This window comes from Acinetobacter sp. AND/436, assembly GCF_049546925.1.
Taxonomy (GTDB): domain Bacteria; phylum Pseudomonadota; class Gammaproteobacteria; order Pseudomonadales; family Moraxellaceae; genus Acinetobacter; species Acinetobacter indicus.
Genome location: NZ_JBMXBO010000002.1, coordinates 248015 through 269165 on the forward strand (window position 1 = coordinate 248015; position 21151 = coordinate 269165).

Annotated in this window: 17 protein-coding genes; 12 read left to right on the forward strand and 5 right to left on the reverse strand. The window is 47.0% G+C overall.

Going from position 1 to position 21151, the window contains the following annotated elements; all coding sequences use genetic code 11:
* Window positions 1-47 precede the first annotated feature (47 nt).
* Both ACPEPR_RS02970 and ACPEPR_RS02975 read left to right on the forward strand, forming a co-directional pair.
* Window positions 48-884: a peptidoglycan DD-metalloendopeptidase family protein gene (locus ACPEPR_RS02970; protein WP_045795088.1), complete on the forward strand. Its 837-nt coding sequence runs from the start codon at window positions 48-50 to the stop codon at window positions 882-884.
* A gap of 93 nt (window positions 885-977) precedes the next feature.
* The gene (locus ACPEPR_RS02975) at window positions 978-1907 is read left to right on the forward strand and encodes a LysR family transcriptional regulator (RefSeq protein WP_005176807.1); all 930 of its coding nucleotides are present in this window, start codon (window positions 978-980) and stop codon (window positions 1905-1907) included.
* 82 nt (window positions 1908-1989) lie between these two features.
* On the opposite strand, the gene ACPEPR_RS02980 is transcribed toward ACPEPR_RS02975, so the two are convergent.
* A complete protein-coding gene (locus tag ACPEPR_RS02980; RefSeq protein ID WP_005176809.1) occupies window positions 1990-3201 on the reverse strand; it encodes an aspartate aminotransferase family protein in 1212 nt (403 codons plus the stop codon).
* A 162-nt stretch (window positions 3202-3363) separates the two neighbouring features.
* Between ACPEPR_RS02980 and grxD the strand changes: the two genes are divergently transcribed.
* On the forward strand, window positions 3364-3705 hold the full coding sequence (gene grxD / locus ACPEPR_RS02985; RefSeq protein ID WP_005176812.1) for a Grx4 family monothiol glutaredoxin: 342 nt from the start codon (window positions 3364-3366) through the stop codon (window positions 3703-3705).
* Window positions 3706-3760: 55 nt separating this feature from the next.
* Here grxD and ACPEPR_RS02990 read toward each other — a convergent pair whose 3' ends face one another.
* Window positions 3761-6373: a Lon protease family protein gene (locus tag ACPEPR_RS02990; RefSeq protein WP_216075273.1), complete on the reverse strand. Its 2613-nt coding sequence runs from the start codon at window positions 6371-6373 to the stop codon at window positions 3761-3763.
* A 201-nt stretch (window positions 6374-6574) separates the two neighbouring features.
* Here ACPEPR_RS02990 and ACPEPR_RS02995 point away from each other — a divergent pair, with 201 nt between their 5' ends.
* The 4 genes from ACPEPR_RS02995 to rpmE all read left to right on the forward strand — a co-directional run bounded on the left by ACPEPR_RS02995 (window position 6575) and on the right by rpmE (window position 10705).
* Complete coding sequence (locus ACPEPR_RS02995; RefSeq protein WP_423561905.1) at window positions 6575-8731, forward strand: AmpG family muropeptide MFS transporter; 2157 nt, start codon at window positions 6575-6577, stop codon at window positions 8729-8731.
* Window position 8732: 1 nt separating this feature from the next.
* Window positions 8733-9134, forward strand: coding sequence for a lactoylglutathione lyase (gene gloA, locus ACPEPR_RS03000; protein WP_005176820.1), 402 nt, complete (start codon window positions 8733-8735; stop codon window positions 9132-9134).
* A gap of 156 nt (window positions 9135-9290) precedes the next feature.
* Entirely contained in the window at window positions 9291-10271 is a 981-nt protein-coding gene (locus ACPEPR_RS03005; protein ID WP_104488747.1) for a bile acid:sodium symporter family protein, read from the forward strand.
* A 206-nt stretch (window positions 10272-10477) separates the two neighbouring features.
* Window positions 10478-10705, forward strand: coding sequence for a 50S ribosomal protein L31 (gene rpmE / locus ACPEPR_RS03010; RefSeq protein ID WP_005176824.1), 228 nt, complete (start codon window positions 10478-10480; stop codon window positions 10703-10705).
* A gap of 71 nt (window positions 10706-10776) precedes the next feature.
* Here rpmE and ACPEPR_RS03015 read toward each other — a convergent pair whose 3' ends face one another.
* Genes ACPEPR_RS03015 through epmB form a run of 3 tightly spaced genes read right to left on the reverse strand, consistent with a single transcriptional unit; the run spans window position 10777 to window position 15658 of the window.
* Window positions 10777-12894: an EAL domain-containing protein gene (locus tag ACPEPR_RS03015; RefSeq protein ID WP_168381852.1), complete on the reverse strand. Its 2118-nt coding sequence runs from the start codon at window positions 12892-12894 to the stop codon at window positions 10777-10779.
* Window positions 12876-14621, reverse strand: a complete 1746-nt coding sequence (locus tag ACPEPR_RS03020) for a GTPase (protein ID WP_423561906.1) — start codon at window positions 14619-14621, stop codon at window positions 12876-12878. Before ACPEPR_RS03020 ends, ACPEPR_RS03015 begins: the two co-directional genes overlap by 19 nt.
* A 20-nt stretch (window positions 14622-14641) precedes the next feature.
* Complete coding sequence (epmB, locus tag ACPEPR_RS03025; protein WP_104471883.1) at window positions 14642-15658, reverse strand: EF-P beta-lysylation protein EpmB; 1017 nt, start codon at window positions 15656-15658, stop codon at window positions 14642-14644.
* Between the two features lie 378 nt (window positions 15659-16036).
* Between epmB and efp the strand changes: the two genes are divergently transcribed.
* The 5 genes from efp to ACPEPR_RS03050 all read left to right on the forward strand — a co-directional run bounded on the left by efp (window position 16037) and on the right by ACPEPR_RS03050 (window position 21151).
* Window positions 16037-16606, forward strand: coding sequence for an elongation factor P (gene efp / locus ACPEPR_RS03030; protein ID WP_005176835.1), 570 nt, complete (start codon window positions 16037-16039; stop codon window positions 16604-16606).
* Window positions 16607-16778: 172 nt separating this feature from the next.
* Complete coding sequence (locus ACPEPR_RS03035) at window positions 16779-18878, forward strand: carbon starvation CstA family protein (RefSeq protein WP_423561908.1); 2100 nt, start codon at window positions 16779-16781, stop codon at window positions 18876-18878.
* Between the two features lie 11 nt (window positions 18879-18889).
* On the forward strand, window positions 18890-19189 hold the full coding sequence (locus ACPEPR_RS03040) for a YbdD/YjiX family protein (RefSeq protein ID WP_005176838.1): 300 nt from the start codon (window positions 18890-18892) through the stop codon (window positions 19187-19189).
* A 97-nt stretch (window positions 19190-19286) separates the two neighbouring features.
* Complete coding sequence (locus ACPEPR_RS03045; RefSeq protein WP_005176839.1) at window positions 19287-20237, forward strand: AAA family ATPase; 951 nt, start codon at window positions 19287-19289, stop codon at window positions 20235-20237.
* A 2-nt stretch (window positions 20238-20239) separates the two neighbouring features.
* A complete protein-coding gene (locus ACPEPR_RS03050; protein ID WP_005176842.1) occupies window positions 20240-21151 on the forward strand; it encodes a DUF58 domain-containing protein in 912 nt (303 codons plus the stop codon).

Here is a 21151-nt window from a genome sequence, read left to right on the forward strand (position 1 = left end):
CTTAGCGCAGTTCAATAATTACATTTAAGATGTAGAGAGGAAGATTAATGCCTTTGGTGTCACACGGTCGTTTATTTGCAGCACCGACAACATTGTTGAAAACTTTATTTGTATCTACAGCCGTTATTTCTACGCTCATCATCAGTGGCTGTGCGTCTAAACCTCAAGTACATAATTCTGCACGTTATGCGGCTGCGCCAAATTTCTATACCGTACGCTCAGGTGATACTTTAAGCGGCATTGCAGCACGTTATGGTTTAAGTTATCTCAGTATTGCGGAAATGAACGATATTGCCGCGCCGTACCGGATTTATGTGGGCCAGTCGATTCGTCTGAAAAGTGGCAGTGCACCGCGTACCACCACGACGCGTCCGGTAACGCAGCCAGCACCAATCCAGCGTCAGACCATTGCTATTCCAAAAACTACGCCAGTACCGACCGCACCGGTGACCACGACGACCACAACCACACCACGAACCACTACTCCGGCGCCGACAGTGAGTTCTACCGTAGGTTCTTTACGCTGGGTGAAACCATCCAATGGTGCAGTAATTGAAAACTTCAATTTAGCGTCGAATGTGAAAGGGATTCGTTATGGCGGCAATGTTGGTGATCCGGTCTTTGCAGCTGCAGACGGGCAGGTGGTGTATGCCGCAGATGGCCTGAAAGAATACGGTAACCTGGTGTTAATTAAGCATATTAATGGCTATATCACCGCTTATGCACACAACAGTAAACTTAACGTGAATAGTGGACAAAATGTAGCAGCAGGGCAGAAAATTGCCGAAATGGGCTCATCGGGCACCACCCGCACCATGCTGGAATTCCAGGTCCGCCTTGATGGCAAGCCGATCAACCCGACTAATGTTTTACCAATAAATTAATTTTTTTAAGTGCAAAACGTAAATTTCACCGTATAATACAATGAGTTGCTTTTATCAAAGGTAGGAGCATCTCATAAGTTCAGAGGGAAATTTATGTTAGATCAACTTCGAGCAATGGGTGTATTTGCTTGTGTTGTTGAAAAAAGCTCGTTTAGTGGCGCTGCGCGTGAACTCGGTATCACCACAAGTGCTGTAAGTCAGCAAATTCGTTCTTTGGAAAATGAAATGGAAGTAACGCTGTTACACCGTTCCACCCGAAAACTGAGTTTGACTGAAGCTGGACAAGCTTTTTTCCACAGCTGTCAGGAAATGCTCGCCGCTGCGGAGCGTGGTAAAATACGCATTAATGAATTACGCGATGACCTGGTAGGTGATTTGCGTATCGCAACCACCCCGGAACTGGGTGCGAATCATGTCATTCCGGCATTGTCGCACTGGATGTCAGCCCATCGTGGCCTAGCCATACATGTCGAAGCAGACAATCAGTTTATTGACCTGATTGAAGGTCGGATTGATATTGCTTTGCGCATGAGTTCAAAAATTGAAGATAGTCAGCTGAATGTAGTGCCACTGGCGCGCGTTGAGCAGGTTCTGGTGGCATCACCAAGTTATCTGAACCAGACCACACCGGTGTCACGTCCTGAAGATTTAAAAAATCATGACCTGATTCCAGTAAATTTGATGAAAAATTATGCCAGTTTTTCATTTCATCACGCCAGTACGGGTGAAGTGGTCGGACTGGACATGAGCTCTCGCCTCACCACAAATAATGTTCTGATTGCCAAATCATTATGTTTACAAGGGCACGGAATCGCGAGACTTTTATATCTAGATGTACAAAAAGATTTAATTAACGGTTCTTTGGTCGAAGTATTACCTGAATGGAAATTGCCGACCTTTACATTGTATGCGATTACGCCAAAACGTGAGCAGCAGCCAATGAAAGTGCATCGTTGTCTGGATGCTTTAAAACAGTATTTTTGTCAGTTACCTGGCGGCAGAATTTACCAGGAAGCCTCATAAAATATAACAATTCAGAAATTAAAAAAGCCGCATCATGCGGCTTTTTTATGCAGATTGAGATCTGTTGAGATCAACACGCGGCTTAAGCCAGGAACGTTTTGATCATTTTCACCAGACGTTCAACCAGCTGATCGGCCTGTTCCTGGCTAATGTTCAAGGTTGGCAGTAAACGCACCACGGAGCCGGCGGTCACATTGACAATCAGTTTGTATTCATCACGGGCAATATCCACCAGTTCTGCGCAGGCTTTAGGTAATTCAATCCCGATCATCAGGCCAAAACCACGCACGCTGACATTTTGGTCAGCCAGCTGGTTGCGTAGCTGCTCAACAATATAGCTACCCATTTTTGCGGCATTCTCGACCAGATTTTCTTTCTGGATAATATCAATCACGGTGTAGACCACACGTGACCCCAGGGCAGTACCACTGTAGGTTGAACCATGGTTACCGGCAGTGAGTACACCCACACCGCGACCTTGGGTCATCACTGCACCAATCGGGAAGCCATTGCCCAGGCCTTTGGCAGTGGTTAAGACATCTGGCACAATATTGGTGTGCTGATAGGCAAAATATTTACCGGTACGGCCGTTACCAGTTTGCACTTCATCCAGCATCATCAGCCAGTTGTGCTGGTTACAGATGCGGCGGATATCTTCTAGGTAGCTAAAGCCTTGAGGCGCGGTATTAACACCGCCTTCGCCCTGAATTGGCTCAACCAGAATCGCGACGATGTCCGGATACTGAATGGCGGCTTCTTCAATGGCTTCAACATCACCAAACGGTACACGGATAAAACCTTCTACCAGCGGTGCAAAACCTTCCTGGACTTTTTTATTGCCGGTGGCAGATAGGGTTGCCAGGGTACGGCCGTGGAACGACTGATCGGCGACAATAATTTTCGGATTGGCAATGCCTTGTAAATAACCAAATTTACGTGCAATTTTAATGGCACCTTCATTCGATTCTGCACCACTGTTAGAGAAGAAGACTTCTTCCATACCAGCGACTTCTGCCAGTTTTTGTGCAGCGGCAGTTTGCCAAGGCACTTCAAACAGGTTGCTGGTATGAATCAGGGTCGCGGCCTGATCCGCGATGGCAGCAGCAATTTCCGGATGAGCATGACCTAAACCACAGACTGCAATACCGGTCAGGGCATCCAGATATTCGGTGCCATCTTCAGTGTACAGATAAGCGCCTCGGCCGCGGACAAAGCTGATCGGCTGACGGCCGAAGACGGGCATCAAATGAGACGGTTGATCAGTTTGCACAGGGGCAAGGGTAACGTTGTTCATGACTAACTCTTATCTGTAAGAAAGAAAGGAAAAAACTTATATAAGCAAAATCTGCCCCCGATTGAAAGTGTAAATGTAAATAAAAATGGAAATATTGCTTTAAGCATACTGTTTTGCTGTGTTTTCGGTATAATGCAAAACAGATTAGTTGAGGATTTATCAATGACTGAACAAGCACGCGATACCGAAGCGTTAATTCGTGACCAAATTGCTAAACATGCAGTTCTTCTTTACATGAAAGGCACACCGCAATTCCCACAATGTGGTTTCTCAGCTCGTGCAGTAGAAGCGCTCAGTCAAATTGGTCGTCCATTTGCCTATGTGAATATTCTTGAAAACCAGGATATTCGTGCAACTTTGCCGAAAATTGCCAACTGGCCAACTTTCCCGCAATTGTGGATCAATGGCGAGTTAATTGGCGGTAGCGATATTATGCTGGATATGTTCCAAAAAGGTGAGTTACAGCCTTTGGTTGAACAGTACAGCCCAGCGCCTGAAGCTTAATTCAGTCGTATAAAAAAGCGCCTTTCGGCGCTTTTTTTCTTTTTTAGACCGGCCATTATGAGCCAGTCTGGTTACGGGCATCTTCTACCGGAATAGCCTCAATTGCTGCTTCAGCAGGCTGATCTTTTTTCTTGGCCTTTTTTTCTTTCTTGGCTTTTTTCTTTTTCTTTGGCTCTTCCTCTTCAATTTCTGCGCCATCTTCAATGGCTTGCCAGTATTCAAGCTGTGCCATCACCATGTCATAAATCGAGCCTTTGCTATAACGGCCTTTTTTGTCCAGTTTACCGACCGGACGCGCCATCAGAATTTCTAGCGCCTGATCAATCACATCAATGGCATGAATATGGAATTCGCCTTTTTGCACCGCTTCAATCACATCTTTACGCAGCATGAGATGCTGCATGTTTTGACGCGGAATAATAACGCCTTGCTTGCCGGTTAAACCTTGTAATTTACAGGCATCATAGAAGCCTTCAATTTTGGCATTGACGCCGCCAACAGGTTGCACCTGACCCAGCTGGTTCATGGAACCGGTAATGGCCCAGGACTGATCAATTGGTAACTGGCTGATTGCTGAAATCAGGGCAGACAGTTCCGCAACGGTGGCGCTATCACCATCGACCTGACCATAGCTCTGTTCAAAGGCCAGTGCGGCAGAGAAGTGCAGAATCTGTTCGCGGCCAAAATGGGCTTTCAGGAAGCTGGACATTAACAGCACGCCTTTGGCATGCAGCGAGCCGCCCAATTCAACACTGCGTTCAATATCCAGAATATCGCCGCCGCCCTGATAGACCGATGCCGTCAGGCGCGAAGGCAGGCCAAACTCGACATCGGCATAATGAATCACGGACAGGGCATTGATCTGACCCAGACGATGACCTTTGGTTTCAATCAGCTGGGTGCCGCGTGACAGGTCTTGCCAGTACAGTTCACGTAAATAGCCTAAGCGATATTTGCGATGATCCAGCGCCATGTTGATATGTTCTTCTGACACCATTTTTTTGCCGGCTTGTACGGCATGATGATGTGATTCCCGAATCAGATCACCTAGCGTTAGCGCATGTAAGGACAACGAGCTTTGGTCTTCGGCCAGACGACTCGAGTCGGTTAACAGCGCAGCCAGGGCAGAGCGGTCAAAGGGCAGCAGTTTATCAGCCTGAACATAATCAGCAATCAGCTGCATATAAGCCTGCTCATTGGTGTCATTACGTTGTAATGTATCGGTGAAGTCAGCACGGATTTTAAAGACGCTGCCCAGCTCTGGTTCGACTTCCAGAATTTCATAATAGATTTCCGGCTCGGCCAGTAGAATGACCTTTAAGGTCAGGGGAATTGATTCCGGTTCAATCGAAATACTGCCGGTTAAAGTCAGCATATGTTCCAGTGAGGACAGTTTTAGCTGGCCCGATTTCAAGGCACGTTTCAGCCCTTGCCAGGCATAAGGCTGTTCCAGTAACTGTTCGGCTTCCAGAATTAAAAAACCGCCATTGGCACGATGTAAGGCACCGGAACGGATTAAGGTGAAGTCAGTGGTGATGGTGCCGTTCTGGGTCATCTGTTCCACATGACCGAGCAGGTTGTAGTGGGTCGGGAAATCTTCAAAGATCACCGGCGCACCCGAATTCGGTTTATGCGTGACAACAATATTGGCCTGATAACGCGCTGGCACCCGGCTAAACACTGCCGGAGTGAAGTCATCTTCTTCCTGTTCCAGCACCATTTCAACATTGTTGATAATGTCTTCGGCATAGTATTTCAGATAGTCTTCAAGCCCTTGAACCTCTGAAAATTTATTCAGCAATAAATCAATCCGCGGCATCACCACCTGTTTGGCAATGTCACGATTCAGGACCTGAACCCGATCGCGGGCATCATCTTCCAGATCGCCCAGATGCAGACCCAAACGTTCCAGTTTTTTATCCATATAGCGCATATTGGCGGCAATTTCGGCGCGCTCTTTGCTGCTTAAGGCATTGACATCTTCCTGGGTCATTTCCTGCAGCTGGTCATCTTTAAACTGCACCGGAATAAAGCAGTGCTCGTCATTGCGCGAGACCAGTTTTAAATCCAGCGTTTCACCTTCTTTGGTCAGTTCAATGAGGGCCTGTTGCTGTTCATCGCCAGTTTGCTGGCGAATCTGTTCAATGCGGTTGTGATAGGTTTCGGCGCTAAAACGGCGTTCCAGCTGTTTTAAAATGGTCTGCCAGCTCTGATGCAGCTGGGTCTGGAATTTTGGTGCCTGACCGGCCGGCAGTCGCAGGGCAATGGGCTGACGCGGGTTTTTAAAATTATTGACATACACCCAGTCATTTGGCGTGGCCATGGTTTTGGCATGTTGTTGCAGTAAACGCCGGATCATAGTGCGTTTACCCAGTCCTGCCGTACCGACCGCAAAAATGTTATAGCCGGAATACGGCAAGGCAATGCCGGCTTCTACTGAAGCGCGGGCGCGATCCTGACCCAGAAAATTATTTAAAGGTTTAATCCGTTTGGTGGAGGCCGGAATTTTGTCCAGATCGGGAATATGGGTCAGCTGTTCCGGAGTTAAGCGGGTGTTATTAAGTGTCGTTTGAATTTCGGCTTGTTCGAAGGCTGAGGTAAGAGTTTGTTCTGGTTGTAAAACTAATGTTTGTTGTTCGGTAATTGAAGCAGATAAAGAAGAGGTCATGTGCTCGTGTCTTTGCGTCACTGTGAAATCCAAAACGAAATTATTGCAATAGAGATTTAAGGTATACAGGTTTAATAGAAAATTTCAAGCCAGGCCGCTGCATTTTCCAGAAAATCACAGGGCGTTTGCATAAATCAGGTTGAAACCAAATCCATTAAACGATTGAATAGCAACATTCAGTTTTTTGACAAAAATAATGTAATGACAACACAATCTACAGGATGGAAATCTGCCTTTACCGCCTTTTTAGATCGGCGTGCGCTGATCATGCTGTTTCTTGGCTTCTCGGCCGGTATTCCCATTCTTCTTATTTTTTCCAGTTTATCGTTATGGTTAGGTGAAGCCGGCATTAGCCGTAATGCCGTAACTTTCTTTAGCTGGGCGGCGCTGGGTTATTCATTTAAGTTTGTCTGGGCACCATTAATTGATGAGTTACCAGTGCCATATTTAACCCAAAAACTGGGCCGGCGCCGGGCCTGGCTTTTAATTGCCCAGGTCCTGATTATATGCGCCATCTGTATTATGGCCTTTTCAGATCCGGCCTTAGGGCAGACGCATCTCTACCAGATGGCGGTGGGTGCGGTGCTGCTCGGTTTTGCTGCGGCCACGCAAGATATTGTGATTGATGCCTATCGTATTGAGCTGGCTGAAACCCAGATGCAAACTGTATTGGCTTCGACCTATAACGCCGGTTATCGTATCGGGATGATTGTAGCTGGTGCGGGCGCTTTATTTCTGGCGGCGTATCTGGGCACGGCTAAAGGCAACTATATTTATGAGGCCTGGAAATACACCTATCTGGTGATGGCGGCGGTGATGCTGATCGGGATGTGTACCACGCTAGTGATTCGTGAGCCGGTGGTGGAGCGTGTCCGTAAAGAATATAAACGCAGCGATTATTATCGACTGGTGGTGGTGTTTTTTGTTGCCGTGATCAGTTTTGTGCTGAGTTATATCTATTCCGGTCAGGCGCTGGATGCGCTGAAAAACCAGCTCAGTATTCAGGATTCCTTCCTGCTGTTTACGCTGGAGGCGATTCGCTTTATTGGCTCGGGTGCGGTGGCTTTACTGGTCGGAACTGTGCTGGTCAAACTGGGTGCAGTCAATAAACAGATGGCTTTTGAAACCTGGGTGCATCCGGTCGCGGATTTCTTTAAGCGCTATGGTTTAAAGCTGGCTTTGGTGTTACTGCTGCTGATCGGGTTTTATCGGGTTTCGGATATTATTGCAGGGGTCATTTCCAATGTGTTTTATCAGGACCTGAACTTCAGCAAAGAACAGATTGCTGAAGCAGTCAAAGTCTACGGGGTGATTTTCTCGTTGGTGGGTGGCTTCCTGGGTGGTTTGCTGGCCCAAAAAATGAATATCATGAAACTGATGTTTCTGGGCGCAGTGCTGGCCAGCTCGACCAACCTGATTTTTATTGGACTGGTCAAATCCGGGCAAAGCCTGAGTGATGTGCAGGTGAATGTCGGGGCGCAGCAATATAAGGTACAGGCCGATGAAGCCGGTTACTGGAGCATACAGGTACCGAGCAATGTGCTGGCTCAGGCCAATCAGATTCAGGTACAGGCACAATATGCCAATCAGGCCGATCAGGCACAATTAAGCATGCCGTATTTGCAGCAGACCGGCACAGCCCAAATCCAGTTATTACCGATTACTTCGGATGACCGGATTTCTGTACAGGAAGCCGAGCAAAGTCTGGTGATTCGTGGTCAGTTGAGTGGTCTTGATGCTGCACAGCTACAACCTGAACAGCCGCTGAGTTTGGTTCTGGATGGCAAGGAATATCCGGCCAAGCTGGAAGAGGGTGGCCTGTTTAGTGGCGTGATTGAAGGCCAGCAGTTACAGACAGCACAAAATAGAACGATTCAGGTCCAGGCCCGATTGCTGGATGGCAGTACGCTCAGTGCCAGCCGCGGTTATCAGCTGGCACAGCAACATCCGGCGCTGGATATTGATATTCAGGCCCTGACACCGGTGGATATCAACGCTGATGCAGCGGTAGAAGTTCGCGGTAAGGTGATTAAACCGTATAGCAGTTTATGGCTCTATCTGGCAATTATTATTGATAACCTGGCCTCCGGTCTGGCCGGTGCGGCATTTATTGCCTTCCTGTCCAGCTTAACCAGTGTGTCGTTTACCGCTGTACAATATGCGATCTTTAGTTCGCTAATGACCCTCACTCCTAAAATTTTAGGTGGATATTCAGGTACCATAGTCAATAATATCGGTTATCCGAGTTTCTTCCTCATGACCACGCTGCTTGGAATTCCGATTCTGATTCTGGTGGTGTGGGTGGCAAAATTATTGCGTGCTCATGAACACGCTCAAATTCAACAAAAGGACGAATAATATGCGCATGCTGCATACCATGTTACGTGTAGGCAATTTAGAACGGTCATTGCAGTTCTATACTGAAGTACTTGGCATGACTTTACTCCGTAAACGTGACTACGAAGAAGGCCGCTTTACCCTGGCATTTGTCGGCTATGGTGATGAAGACAACCATACCGTGCTGGAACTGACCCATAATTGGGATACAGACAGCTATGAGCTGGGCAATGGCTATGGTCATATTGCCATTGCAGTGGAAGATGCCTACAAAGCCTGTGAAGAAATCAAGGCACGCGGCGGCAATGTGGTGCGTGAAGCGGGGCCAATGAAAGGCGGCGTGACCGTAATTGCCTTTGTGGAAGATCCGGACGGTTATAAAATCGAGCTGATCCAGCAGGATGACAATGCCCGCAATAACTAAGTTGGCACAGTAGTATAGCGCCACAAAATAGTGAACATTAAGCCAGCAGACTAGCTTTATTGTTCCGGCCCAGTAAGATGGAACTTTACCGTGAGGTAAAACCCGCCGACTGGGCTTTTTTATGTCGATGCAAAAATAAAATCACAGGATGTAGACATGCTAAAACTACTTGCATTGGATCGCTTTACCATATTGTTAATTGTGATGGTGATACTGGCCAGTATCGTGCCGGTGTCTGGACAGGTCGCTGAAGTCTTTGGCGTTATTACCACGGCGGCCATTGCGGTGCTGTTTTTTTTACATGGCGCAAAGCTGTCCAGAGAGGCGGTGGTACAAGGTATCATGCACTGGCAACTGCATACGCTGGTGTTTGCATTTACCTTCTTGTTATTTCCAGTGTTGGGTCTCATGGCCAAACCCGTATTACTGCCATTGCTGGGGCAGGAGCTGTACTGGGGCTTTTTATTTATGTGCTTCCTGCCCTCTACAGTGCAGTCTTCTATTGCCTTTACCTCGGTTGCACGCGGCAATGTCGCCAGTGCAGTCTGTAGCGCGTCTTTTTCCAATATTGCCGGCATGTTCATTACCCCGGTTCTGGTCAGCCTGTTTATTTTTGGCCAGTCGCAGCACGATTATGATCCGACCTCATCCATTATTCAGATTACCTTATTGTTATTGGTGCCTTTTATTCTGGGGCAATTGCTGCGGCCGTGGGTCTATCCATTTCTGGTCAAGTTCCCAAGTCTGGTTAAAGGCTTTGATCAGGGCACCATTTTAATGGTGGTCTATGGCGCCTTTAGTGGCGCCGTGGTGGCCGGACTGTGGAATGAAGTCAGTGGCACAACGTTACTGATTTTAACTGTGGCCTGTTCGGTACTACTGACTATCATCATGCTGCTGGCGCTGTACATCCCGAAATGGTTGGGCTTTAAACGTGAAGACCAGATCGCGATTTTCTTCTGCGGCTCTAAAAAAACCCTAGCCAGTGGTGTACCGATGGCGCAGATTCTGTTTATTGGCCAGCCTTTGGGCATGATTGTGCTGCCAATCATGATTTTCCATCAAATCCAGCTGATGGTCTGCGGCATTATTGCCAATTACTGGTCGAAGCAGCCTGAAATTGAGGACAAAGAATAATTCGCATATTGGCATAGATTCACGTATAATATGCCCCAACTTGTTGTGCTTAGCTCTGACGGTATCCGTCTCGGTGGGCCAAAAGAATGGTCTGTTGTGGTGTTGGTCTGCGGTTTATCTCGAATAAACAGCTTTTTTCCTCAGTCTTGAGAGTGATCAATTGCGACGACAGCAAAACCTTCTTTAATCTTATGGAGTAATCGACGATGCGCGCCGATATTCACCCAAAATATGAAAAATTAGTTGCTACTTGTTCATGTGGTAACGTGATCGAAACTCGTTCAGCTGTTGGTAAAGACACTCTTTACCTAGACGTATGTTCAGCTTGCCACCCATTCTACACTGGTAAGCAAAAGAACGTTGACACTGGCGGTCGTATCGACAAGTTCAAACAACGTTTTGCTGGTATGTCACGTTCTATCAAACGTGGTTAATACCCAGAATGAAAAAAACGGGCATTTGCCCGTTTTTTTGTGCCTGCACTTCAGGCGAAAAGTACAAGACCTTATTGGTCTTGTACATCAATGAGATGATCCAGTTTCTTCTGGAAGTAATCACCCTGAATATAACGGGCATCCACATTCCAGGCGTTGGCAAACAGGTTCATATCGTTTAGTTCATGTAGCACCACTTCCACCGGCTTGATTTCGCTAAACTGCTGAATCTGTTCCTGTAACTCCTGAGTCGCGCTATCTTGCATCAGTTTGCTGGTCAGCGATGGATGCAGGGTCACATATTGCACATCCAGCTGTTTAAGAATGGATTCGCTATACATCGACTGGCCAAATTCACGGATAGAAATCTCCGCACCGTGCTGATGCAGCAAATGCATCTGCTTTTGGGCATCCATCAGGTTCTGGCTCACATCTTCTTCAGAGAATTGCAGAATTAACGGATAAGCCTGCTGACTGCCCACAATGGTAATCAGTTTGGACACAAATTCCGGGAACGCGCGGTCTTGTAACAGCACATGCTTGTTCAGGTTAACAATCAGCTTGGCTTCCGGATATTGGGTAATGAAGTTGTGTAGCTGTTTGCAGGCTTCGACCAGAATCCAGCGATCCAGTTTAATTGAGAGTTCCGGATCTTCAGCCAGATCAACCAGCCCGGTCAGACTTTTCCATTCTGCTTGATGAATAAAGCCGCTGCTGACTTCATAGGTATATAAATTGCTGTCCTGTTTGTCATACAGTTGCTGGTATTTCAGATGAATTTCATTACGATCCAGGCTGTGGCGTAAGGCGCCTAATAGCGATGAAGCAGCGGTTTCGACCACAGGTGCAACCTTTGGCTCGACAATTTCCAGCGACAGATCGGTCATGGATAAATCCAGTCCGAGGCTTTGCTCATCTTTTTGCTGATAAGGCAGTGCGGTTACAAAGGCACGTTCCATCAGCTGTTCAAACTGGGTGCTGTCGGCAATTTCACCTTCTAGTACCGCATAGCCCATACGGAAATTCAGCGGATAACTTTGCCCATTAACACTCAATAACTGCGGTTTACTCAGTGAGCTGAGACCAATCAGTTTGGAATGCAAAATGGTGGTTGATTCTGCCTGAAACAAGCCAATATAGATCGATGAATTGACCTTGAATAAAGGCACATTGGTCTGTTCTTTCAGGAAGGTTTTAATATTACCGAAATAGTTTTTCAGCGTAACCCAGTCCGATTGCAAGACTTTTTCAGGGCAGGAGGCCAGGGCAAATACCACCAGCGCATTAATTTTGGATGGCTGATTGTTCAGGGTGCGGTTAATCAGCTGATGGGTCGGCTGCTGACCAGCTGTGCTTTCATTGCTGGCCTTGGCTGGTGCTGTAGCAGCTTGCTGAATATCAATGGTCAGCTGCAAGGCATCTTCATCAGTGGCCGGTAAAAATTCCAGCTGTAGCGGATTTTGCGCGGCGACATGACTATTTAAAGAGCTGTAGCTGAAACGGCCTAAATCAAACTGACCTTGCGATACTTTTTTAAAGCGCAGTTTAAAATCGGCTAGATCTTCCGGTTGCAACAGGTCAAGCAAAGGCAGACCAATAATCTCATCTTCATTCTGAAAGCCAAACAGCTGTAAATATTCCTGATTGGCCTGTACATGAATGCCTTCCTGAATAATCGCCACCGCCTTGTTGCTGTCTTCCACCAGAGACTGCGCCTGCGTCTGGGCATTTTCCAGCTCTTCTTTGAGCTGGGCATGGGTTTGCTGCAAACGGCTGAAAGAGAGGGCACGAAGCAGACCCAGATAGAAACTGTCACTATCGTTCAGGTTGACCAGATCATAAATGCCTTTGCGGATGAGGGCGCTATATTGGGTGGCATCATAGTCTTCAGGTTGCAATAACACCAGCGGTAAATTCGGCTGTTTTGAGGCGCGAATCAGGGTCAGGGCCTGATCAATTTTCAAGTCGTAGGCGCGGCCAAAAATCACCACATCCCAGGTTAAATTCAGCTGTTTTTCAAAATTTTGCAGGTCATCGAGCAGGGTGGCCTGCACGGTATGTTCCTGTGCATTCAGCTGTTCGCAAATCTGATTAAAACGGATTTGGTTATCATCGATAATGAGTAAACGTGTTTCGGTACGTTTAAATTTTTTAGATAGTAAAGGATTTCTCACTTCAACGCTTCCCATAAATCTTGATTCTTAACGTCATTCATCTGCTTGTGAATAAAGGCATCGACTGTGGCTTGCTGCTGGTCATTTAACAGTTCAAAGTCAAAACGCATAAAGCTTTGAGTAATGAGTAACGGTTTAATTAAAAAGACTTTAATGTCTTCATCCCCTAAACGCAGCTGTACGGTCTGCTTGTCTCTTAATAATTGAATCCCCGGTAAAATAAGATGAGTGCTGACTTCATTTAGCTGTGAGCTCTGCATGAGCAGGGCAGGATGATAATGCCCGCTATGCCGGTCAGATTTCACATAGACGGCACATGGAATAATGTCCTGCGCCAAAACTTCAAGGCCCAGTTCCAGGGTTTTGTCAGTCGACTGTTTAATCCAGCGAATCACACCGCCACGCCACGGACTTTGCGGATTTTCCTGCACCAGAATAAATTCACCGGTTTTAAGGTTTTTTGGCGTTTCACCTTCCCATTTAATCCGGTAACCATTCACACTGATATCCAGCACTTCCGCGCCGTAAATCTGTTTGGCCTCGCGGTCCAGATTCTGGATTTTACTGATGTCGGCAGTGGCATGACTGTGCATCTGGTTGATGAACTGGCTTTCACTCTGGAACTGGTAATTTTCACCCAGTTGCAGGGTTTCCTGAAAATTCTTGCCTTTAGACAAATAGAAGTGCGCCACGCTTAAGCCAAAACAGATTTTGACCCGGGCCGAATATTCATAACGTTCATGGCGACGCTCAGGATTATGAGTGAGCAGGGTATGAATATGAAAATGCAGGGCCGGAGTTAAAAACAGCTTTTCATTGCGGGAGAAATGTTCGGCCTTGCGGCCCTGATTTTCACTAATATGATCCAGCAGTGTCTGCGTCGAAATAAAAATACCCGGCTCAAAATCACCCGATTGATGCGAGTTATAAATTGGCGGATAGTCTTTGTTGGTATCGACAATATAGCGTGACAGGGTGGTTTCTTTGGGCAAAATCTGAATCAGCTTGACCCAGTCAAAACTGCAGAGATACAGCCCCTGAATTTCGGCCGGACGAATCTGATGGGAATTGAAAATATCCAGCAGGATTAATTGCGCATATGCCTGACTGATATTTTGCAGCTGATGCTGGGTGCCTTGCAGATGGTTAATATTGTTCTGAAGAAAATTGTGCTGCAGCGCGCAGTTAAACAGTTGATGCGCAGTGAGCCATTGCCCGGAAAATGGCGAGCTATATAGCATCTGTTGCTGATACAGCAATAAGGTCAGTTGTTGCAGCGCATAATAGGTGGCCACAGTCCGCGCAGTCTGCAGGTTCTTTTTCAGGTTAAAGGCAAAAATGGAAAACTTCTGCTGGGCCAGCTGGCGGTGACTGCGGCGCGCGATTTCAATATAGACTTTGGCAAAATGACTACGTAACAACAGCGCCAGCTCGATAATGTGCTCATTGCGGTCGCTGCTAATCAGACCCTGGTTAAAAAAGTGTTTTTCCAGGCTGGTCAGGACATTTTCCAGCGTCGGGTGAATGGCCTGAATCAGGTCAAAGCGCAAGGTTTCCTGACATTTGAGTTCAGAAATTTCCAGTAAGGCTTTGAACAAGGCTTTTGACGAGTCCCCAAGCTGTAAAATGGATAAGTCAGCTGCCCACTCCTGAATACTTTTGACAGAATTCTGGCAAAAACTGAGCTGTTCCAATTTCAGCTCAGTGGCAACCTGAAAAATATCTGAATGATTCATAGTCATCGTTGTTATTTAACTCAAATTCAAGCAGTTGAAACCCCAAAAAGCGGTGTTTTATTCTTTTCGCCCGCAATTTCCCTAACGAGTTTAGGAACCAGATAACCCGGCAAGTTCGCTAAAACCTCTTTATAAATAAGATCGATGTCCTGTGGCATCAGATCGAAATGATGTGCACCTTTCACTTTATCTAATACATGCAAGTAATACGGCATCACCCCAGCATCGAACAGGCGATAACTTAAATCGACCAGAACCTGAGCAGAATCATTCACCCCACGAAGTAAAACTGCCTGATTCAGGACGGTAATTTGATGTTTCACCAGTGTATTTAATGTACGGCAAGTGAAGTCATCCAATTCTGATGCATGATTTGAGTGTACCACCAGAATAATCCGTAGCCTACTGTTTTTTAATATGGAAATCAGCGCTTCATCGACACGGTTGGGGATTACAATCGGAACGCGTGAATGAATTCTCAAAAATTTAATCTGCGGCAGCGATTCCAGACGTTCAATCCAGCTCTGTAAACGTCGATTGGTTAACGTTAATGGATCACCGCCACTTAAAATCACTTCATTAATGTCGGGCTGAGATTCAATATATTGTTTGATGTTTAGCCAATCTTCATTTTTAGGCAGGTTGTCCTGATAGGGAAAATGGCGGCGGAAACAGTAGCGGCAATGTACCGCACAAGCCCCGGTCAGGGTCAGTAAAAAACGCGACTTATATTTGTGCAGGACACCCGGTTGCTGATTGGCCTGTTCTTCACCTAAGGGATCGGTGACAAATTCAGGATGATCTTCCAGTTCCAGATGATGTGGCAAGACCTGTAACAGCAGCGGATCAAAGGGATCGGCGACTTTCATTTTTCCGACGAATGCACGCGGCACACGTAATTTAAACTGTTCAGATGCCAGAATTGCGCCGGAGAGTAACTGTTCAGGCGACAGTTGCAGAAGATTCAGCAACTCCTGAGGATCGGTAATTAAATCACTGAGCTGTGATTGCCAGTTTTGCTGTTGATACAAATAGTTTGTCATGCCGGAAAAAGAATCATGGAAGTGGGAGGGCAAGGCCTAATCGTGCTAGTTTAACAGTTTGCAGGCGCTGGGAATGTGCTTTGTGTGCGAAAAATCAGGACATCCGGGCCAGGTGGAGTCTAGAACGAGCTGCGCTGATTTTAAGCATCTGCCAGTTGGGAATAAAGCCGGTAGATGGATATCTGCTTGTAACTTAGGCAGCAGCGGCCGGTTAAACAAGAATTTTTCATTGCGGCAAGGCATATTGGTCATTTAGAATACGTCACATAAAATGAATGTGCATGTGGCAACTAATGTTCGTGTCAGACTTGCTAAATGACATCGCAACAGCCCGTAGCATCGATAGCTTAAAGTTAGTAAGTTTGGAGTGTGCCAGTCATGGCCAATTATTCTACGAATGAATTCAAGTCAGGCCTTAAGGTTATGCTTGATGGTAACCCATGTTCAATCATGGAAAACGAATACGTAAAACCAGGTAAAGGTCAGGCCTTCAACCGTGTGAAATTACGTAACCTTAAAACAGGTAAAGTATTAGAAAAAACTTTCAAATCTGGTGATTCACTAGAAGCTGCTGACATTGTAGAAGTAGAAATGGACTACTTGTACAATGACGGCGAACTGTGGAACTTCATGGATCCTGTAACATTTGAACAGATCGCAGCTGATAAAACAGCTATGGGCGATGCTGCAAAATGGTTAAAAGACGATTCTAATGAAAAATGTACCATTATGTTGTTCAACGGCGTGCCTTTAAACGTTAGCGCTCCGAACTTCGTGGTATTAAAAATTGTTGAAACTGATCCAGGTGTTCGTGGTGATACTTCTGGCGGTGGCGGTAAGCCAGCGAAACTTGAAACAGGTGCTGTGGTACGTGTTCCATTATTCGTTCAGCAAGAAGAAAGCGTTCGTGTAGATACCCGTACTGGTGAATATTTAGAACGTGCATAATGGTGTAAAAATATACTATTATCGAAGGGATGATGATCAATCATCCCTTTTTTTATGCCAAAGTCTTAGAGGCATAGAAAAATAACAGGCGTAAAGTCGCAAAGGAAAACAGCAGTACCTCGAACAACAACAATCAAGCTGATTTAAATGCATCGAAAATATGAGGGATTGAATGGAAACATTACCAACGAAGTCGAGCCTAACTTCGAAAATTATCTGGCTGCTCGTCGCTATTGTGGGTGCAGTGTCTTTCGGGATTCTGGCGCTCAGCCGTGGTGAGCATGTAAACGCAGTCTGGCTGGTCCTTGCCGCCGCCTGTGTCTATAGCATTGCTTACCGCTTCTACAGTTTATTTATTGCCAATAAAGTCTTTGAGCTCAATGCCAGGCGTTTAACTCCCGCGCATCGGCTGGCCGACGGTTTAGATTATGTGCCGACCAATAAAAGTGTCCTGTTCGGCCATCACTTTGCCGCGATTGCCGGTGCCGGACCGCTGGTTGGTCCTATTCTGGCAGCGCAAATGGGTTATTTACCGGGCACCATCTGGCTATTGGTCGGGGTAGTGCTGGCCGGTGCGGTACAGGATTTCCTGGTGCTGTTTATTTCGACCCGTCGTGACGGCCGCTCACTGGGTGAAATGGCCAAGCAGGAACTGGGCAGCTTTGCCGGTATTATCGTGATGCTGGGTGCACTTGGGGTGATGATTATCATCCTGGCGGTACTGGCGCTGGTGGTGGTGAAAGCCTTGACCAACAGTCCGTGGGGTGTATTCAGTATTGCCGCCACCATTCCGATTGCCATTTTTATGGGCATTTACATGCGTTTTATCCGTCCGGGTAAAATTGCAGAAGTGTCGATTATCGGTTTTGTGCTGATGATGCTTGGCATCATCTACGGTGAAAACATTGCGCAGCATCCGTACTGGGGACCGTTCTTTACCTTGTCAGGGACTGAGCTGACCTGGGCATTGATCATTTACGGTTTTATTGCGTCGGTTTTACCAGTGTGGCTGTTATTGGCACCGCGTGATTATCTGTCAACTTTCTTGAAAATTGGTGTCATTGCAGGTCTGGCGATTGGTATTTTATTTGCCATGCCGGAAATGAAACTGCCAGCAGTCACCAAGTTCGTGGATGGTACTGGTCCGGTATTTGCCGGTTCGCTGTTCCCATTCCTGTTCATTACCATTGCCTGTGGTGCGATTTCTGGTTTCCACGCCCTGGTGTCTTCAGGCACCACGCCAAAACTGGTCAACAACGAACGCGATATCCGTATGATTGGTTATGGCGGCATGTTGATGGAATCTTTCGTGGCGATTATGGCACTCATCTGTGCCGCGGTACTTGATCCGGGCGTATATTTCGCGATTAACTCGCCAGCGGCTTTACTGGGTACGTCGGTAGATACGGCAGCAGAAGCGGTGCGTAACCTTGGTTTTGTGGTCACGCCTGAAGCCTTGATCTTGCTGGCTCAGGAAGTCGGTGAAAACTCGATTCTGTCCCGTACCGGTGGTGCGCCAACCTTCGCGATTGGTATGGCCCATATCATCACCGAGATTTTCAATAGCCGCGAAATGATGGCGTTCTGGTATCACTTTGCCATTCTGTTTGAAGCATTATTCATTCTGACAGCAGTGGATGCCGGTACCCGTGCCTGCCGTTTTATGGTTCAGGATACCGTAGGTATTGTGATTCCTGCGGTGAAAAAATCTCACAACTTCTTTGGTAACTTGCTGGGGACTGCGGTTGCGGTGGCGGGTTGGGGCTTCTTCGTCTATCAGGGCGTGGTCGATCCACTCGGCGGGATTAACAGCTTATGGCCGCTATTTGGTATTGGTAACCAGATTCTGGCTGCGATGGCGCTCATCCTTGGTACTGTCATCCTGTTCAAGATGAAGAAACAGAAATATGTCTGGGTGACCATCATCCCGACCGTGTTCCTGTTTATCACCTCGATGACTGCTGGCTGGCAGAAGATTTTCCACGAAAATCCGAAGATCGGCTTCCTGGCACAGGCAGAGCGTTTCAATACCGCCATTGCCAATAATGAAATTCTGGCACCAGCCAAAAGTATTGCGGAAATGCAGACTGTGGCAATGTCGAACCAGATTAATGCGGCATTGTGTGGCTTCTTTATGATTGTGGCGTTTGTGATGCTGTTTGCTGCGATTGGGGTGATTCGCCGTGCCTTGGCCAATCCGGAACCAACCGTGCATGAAGCAGAAGCAATTTACCGCGATCCTGAAGATATTCAGCCGGCCAAAGGCCATTAAGGAGCGAGAAGATGAATCTGAAATTTGCTCGAGCGGGTAAAACGGTGATTTATAAAATCATCAAAATGACCGTGATGTCGCAGAAGGATTTAATCCTGAATCCTAAAAACTGGTCGCGGATTGCCACATTGTGGCAGCGCCTGCAGCAAAGTTTCCGACTGATGGTGGGGGTGCCTGACTATCAGACTTATCTGGAGCATATGCGGCAGCATCATCCGGATCTGGAAGCGATGGATGCCAAAACCTTTTACCGGCACTGTGTCGATTCACGTTATCCATCTTCCGGAAACCTGAAGAAGTGTCCGTGTTAAAAATCTAGAAATCATCTGATTTCTTTAGAAAAAAAACAAAACGGTGTATGTTAGGGCATACACCGTTTTTATTTGGGGAATGAAGGTGATTTGGGGCATGAAACAGGATAAGAAATCGGAACCAGTACACGATCAGGCGCAGCTCCAGAGCGAGCTGCAGCGCTATGCACCCAAAATCCAGCAGTTCCTTGAACAGGTTAATCAGATTGTTCTGGATAAACAGCAGCAGACCAAACTGGCACTGGTCTGTTTACTGGCCGGCGGCCATGTGCTGTTTGAAGATTTACCCGGTCTGGGCAAAACTACCTTATCCAGCAGTCTGGCGCATTTGGCCGGACTGAAATTTCAGCGGATTCAGTTTACCAATGACATGCTGGCCAGTGATGTAATTGGGGTGAACATGTTTAATCAAAAAGAACATCAGTTTGAGTTTAAGCAAGGCCCGATTTTTACCCAGATTTTATTGGCCGATGAAATTAACCGCTGTAGCCCGAAAACCCAGAGTGCCTTGCTGGAAGCAATGGAAGAGGGCAACGTCACGGTCGATGGCGTGCGTTACGAACTGCCGCAACCATTTTGGGTCATTGCTACCCAGAATCCGCTGTTTCAAAGCGGAACCTATGCATTGCCTGAATCACAACTGGATCGCTTTTTAATGCGTTTATCACTGGGCTATCCATCGCGTTATGCAGAAAAACTATTGCTGCAGCAATCTTCCCGGCAGAGCCTGATTGCCAGTTTGCAGCATGTGTTTAGTGAAGATGAAATCCTGGAATTACAACAGCAGGTGCATCGGCTATATGTCAGTGACGCCGTGCAGGATTATATTCTGGATCTGGCCGAAGCCAGCCGTAAAAACCGGCATGGACTATCGACGCGCGGAGTACTGGCCCTGAAAAAAGCCGCCCAGGCACATGCGTTAATTGAACAGCGCAGTTTTGTCACTCCGGATGATGTACAAGCGGTTTTTGTGGCGGTGGTGGCACATCGTATTGGTTTAAGTGAGGGTGAAACCCAGCAGCTGCTGCAACAGGTGCAGGTCAGCTAAGTATGCTCGGGCAGAATTTTTGGCAGCACTGGCTGGAGAAACGCTTTCAATTCCAGCAGAAAAAACGCCTCACGCAAAAAGATGTGCTGGTATTTATTTATCAGCAGGGTTACTTATATCTGGTGCTTATCCTGATTACCTTTGTGGCCGGTATTAACTATGCCAATAACCTGATTCTGGGCTTCTGCTTTTTAATTAGCGCGATTTTATGTATCAGTTTTTATTTGACCTTTAAGCAGCTGCATGGCTTGCAGCTTGAGGTGGTGGCACAGCAGGTCGGGCAGGCCGGGGAAAATGTCCAGCTGCACCTGTTTTTTCAGCAGGATACGCCACAGCTGCGTTATCTGTGGATTCAGGTTGATCAGCAATTACATAAACTGGCGCTGAGTGAAGCCAAACAGCAGTATAGCTTAGCTTTTTATACTGCCCAGCGCGGCAAGTTTCATTATCCGGCCATCCAGTTATATTCGGTTTATCCCTTTGGTCTGGTACGTGCCTGGACCTATCTGTATTTCAATGACTTTGCCTGGATTGCACCGAAAGCGGCGCAGCACACCACTGAAAATAAACACAACCGGCACAATGAAGAACCGGATTTAGATGAATTCCGGGAGCTGCGCAGTTATCAGCTCGGAGATTCCTTGCAGGCAGTGTCCTGGAAACAGGTGGCGCGTGGCCAGGGCTTATACGTCAAGGTCTTTGAGCAATATCAGAATCAGCAGCAGCTTGAAATTGACTATGCGCAGATGCCCAGCACATCGCATGAAGAAAAACTCAGCCTAATGATGGGCCTAGTCGAGCAGTGTGAACAGCAGCAATGTGCCTATGCCCTGTATTTGCCGCAGGTAGAATTACCGGCCGCCTGTGGCGAGCAGCAATTGCTGCTCGCCAAACAACTGTTGGCGCAGGCATAA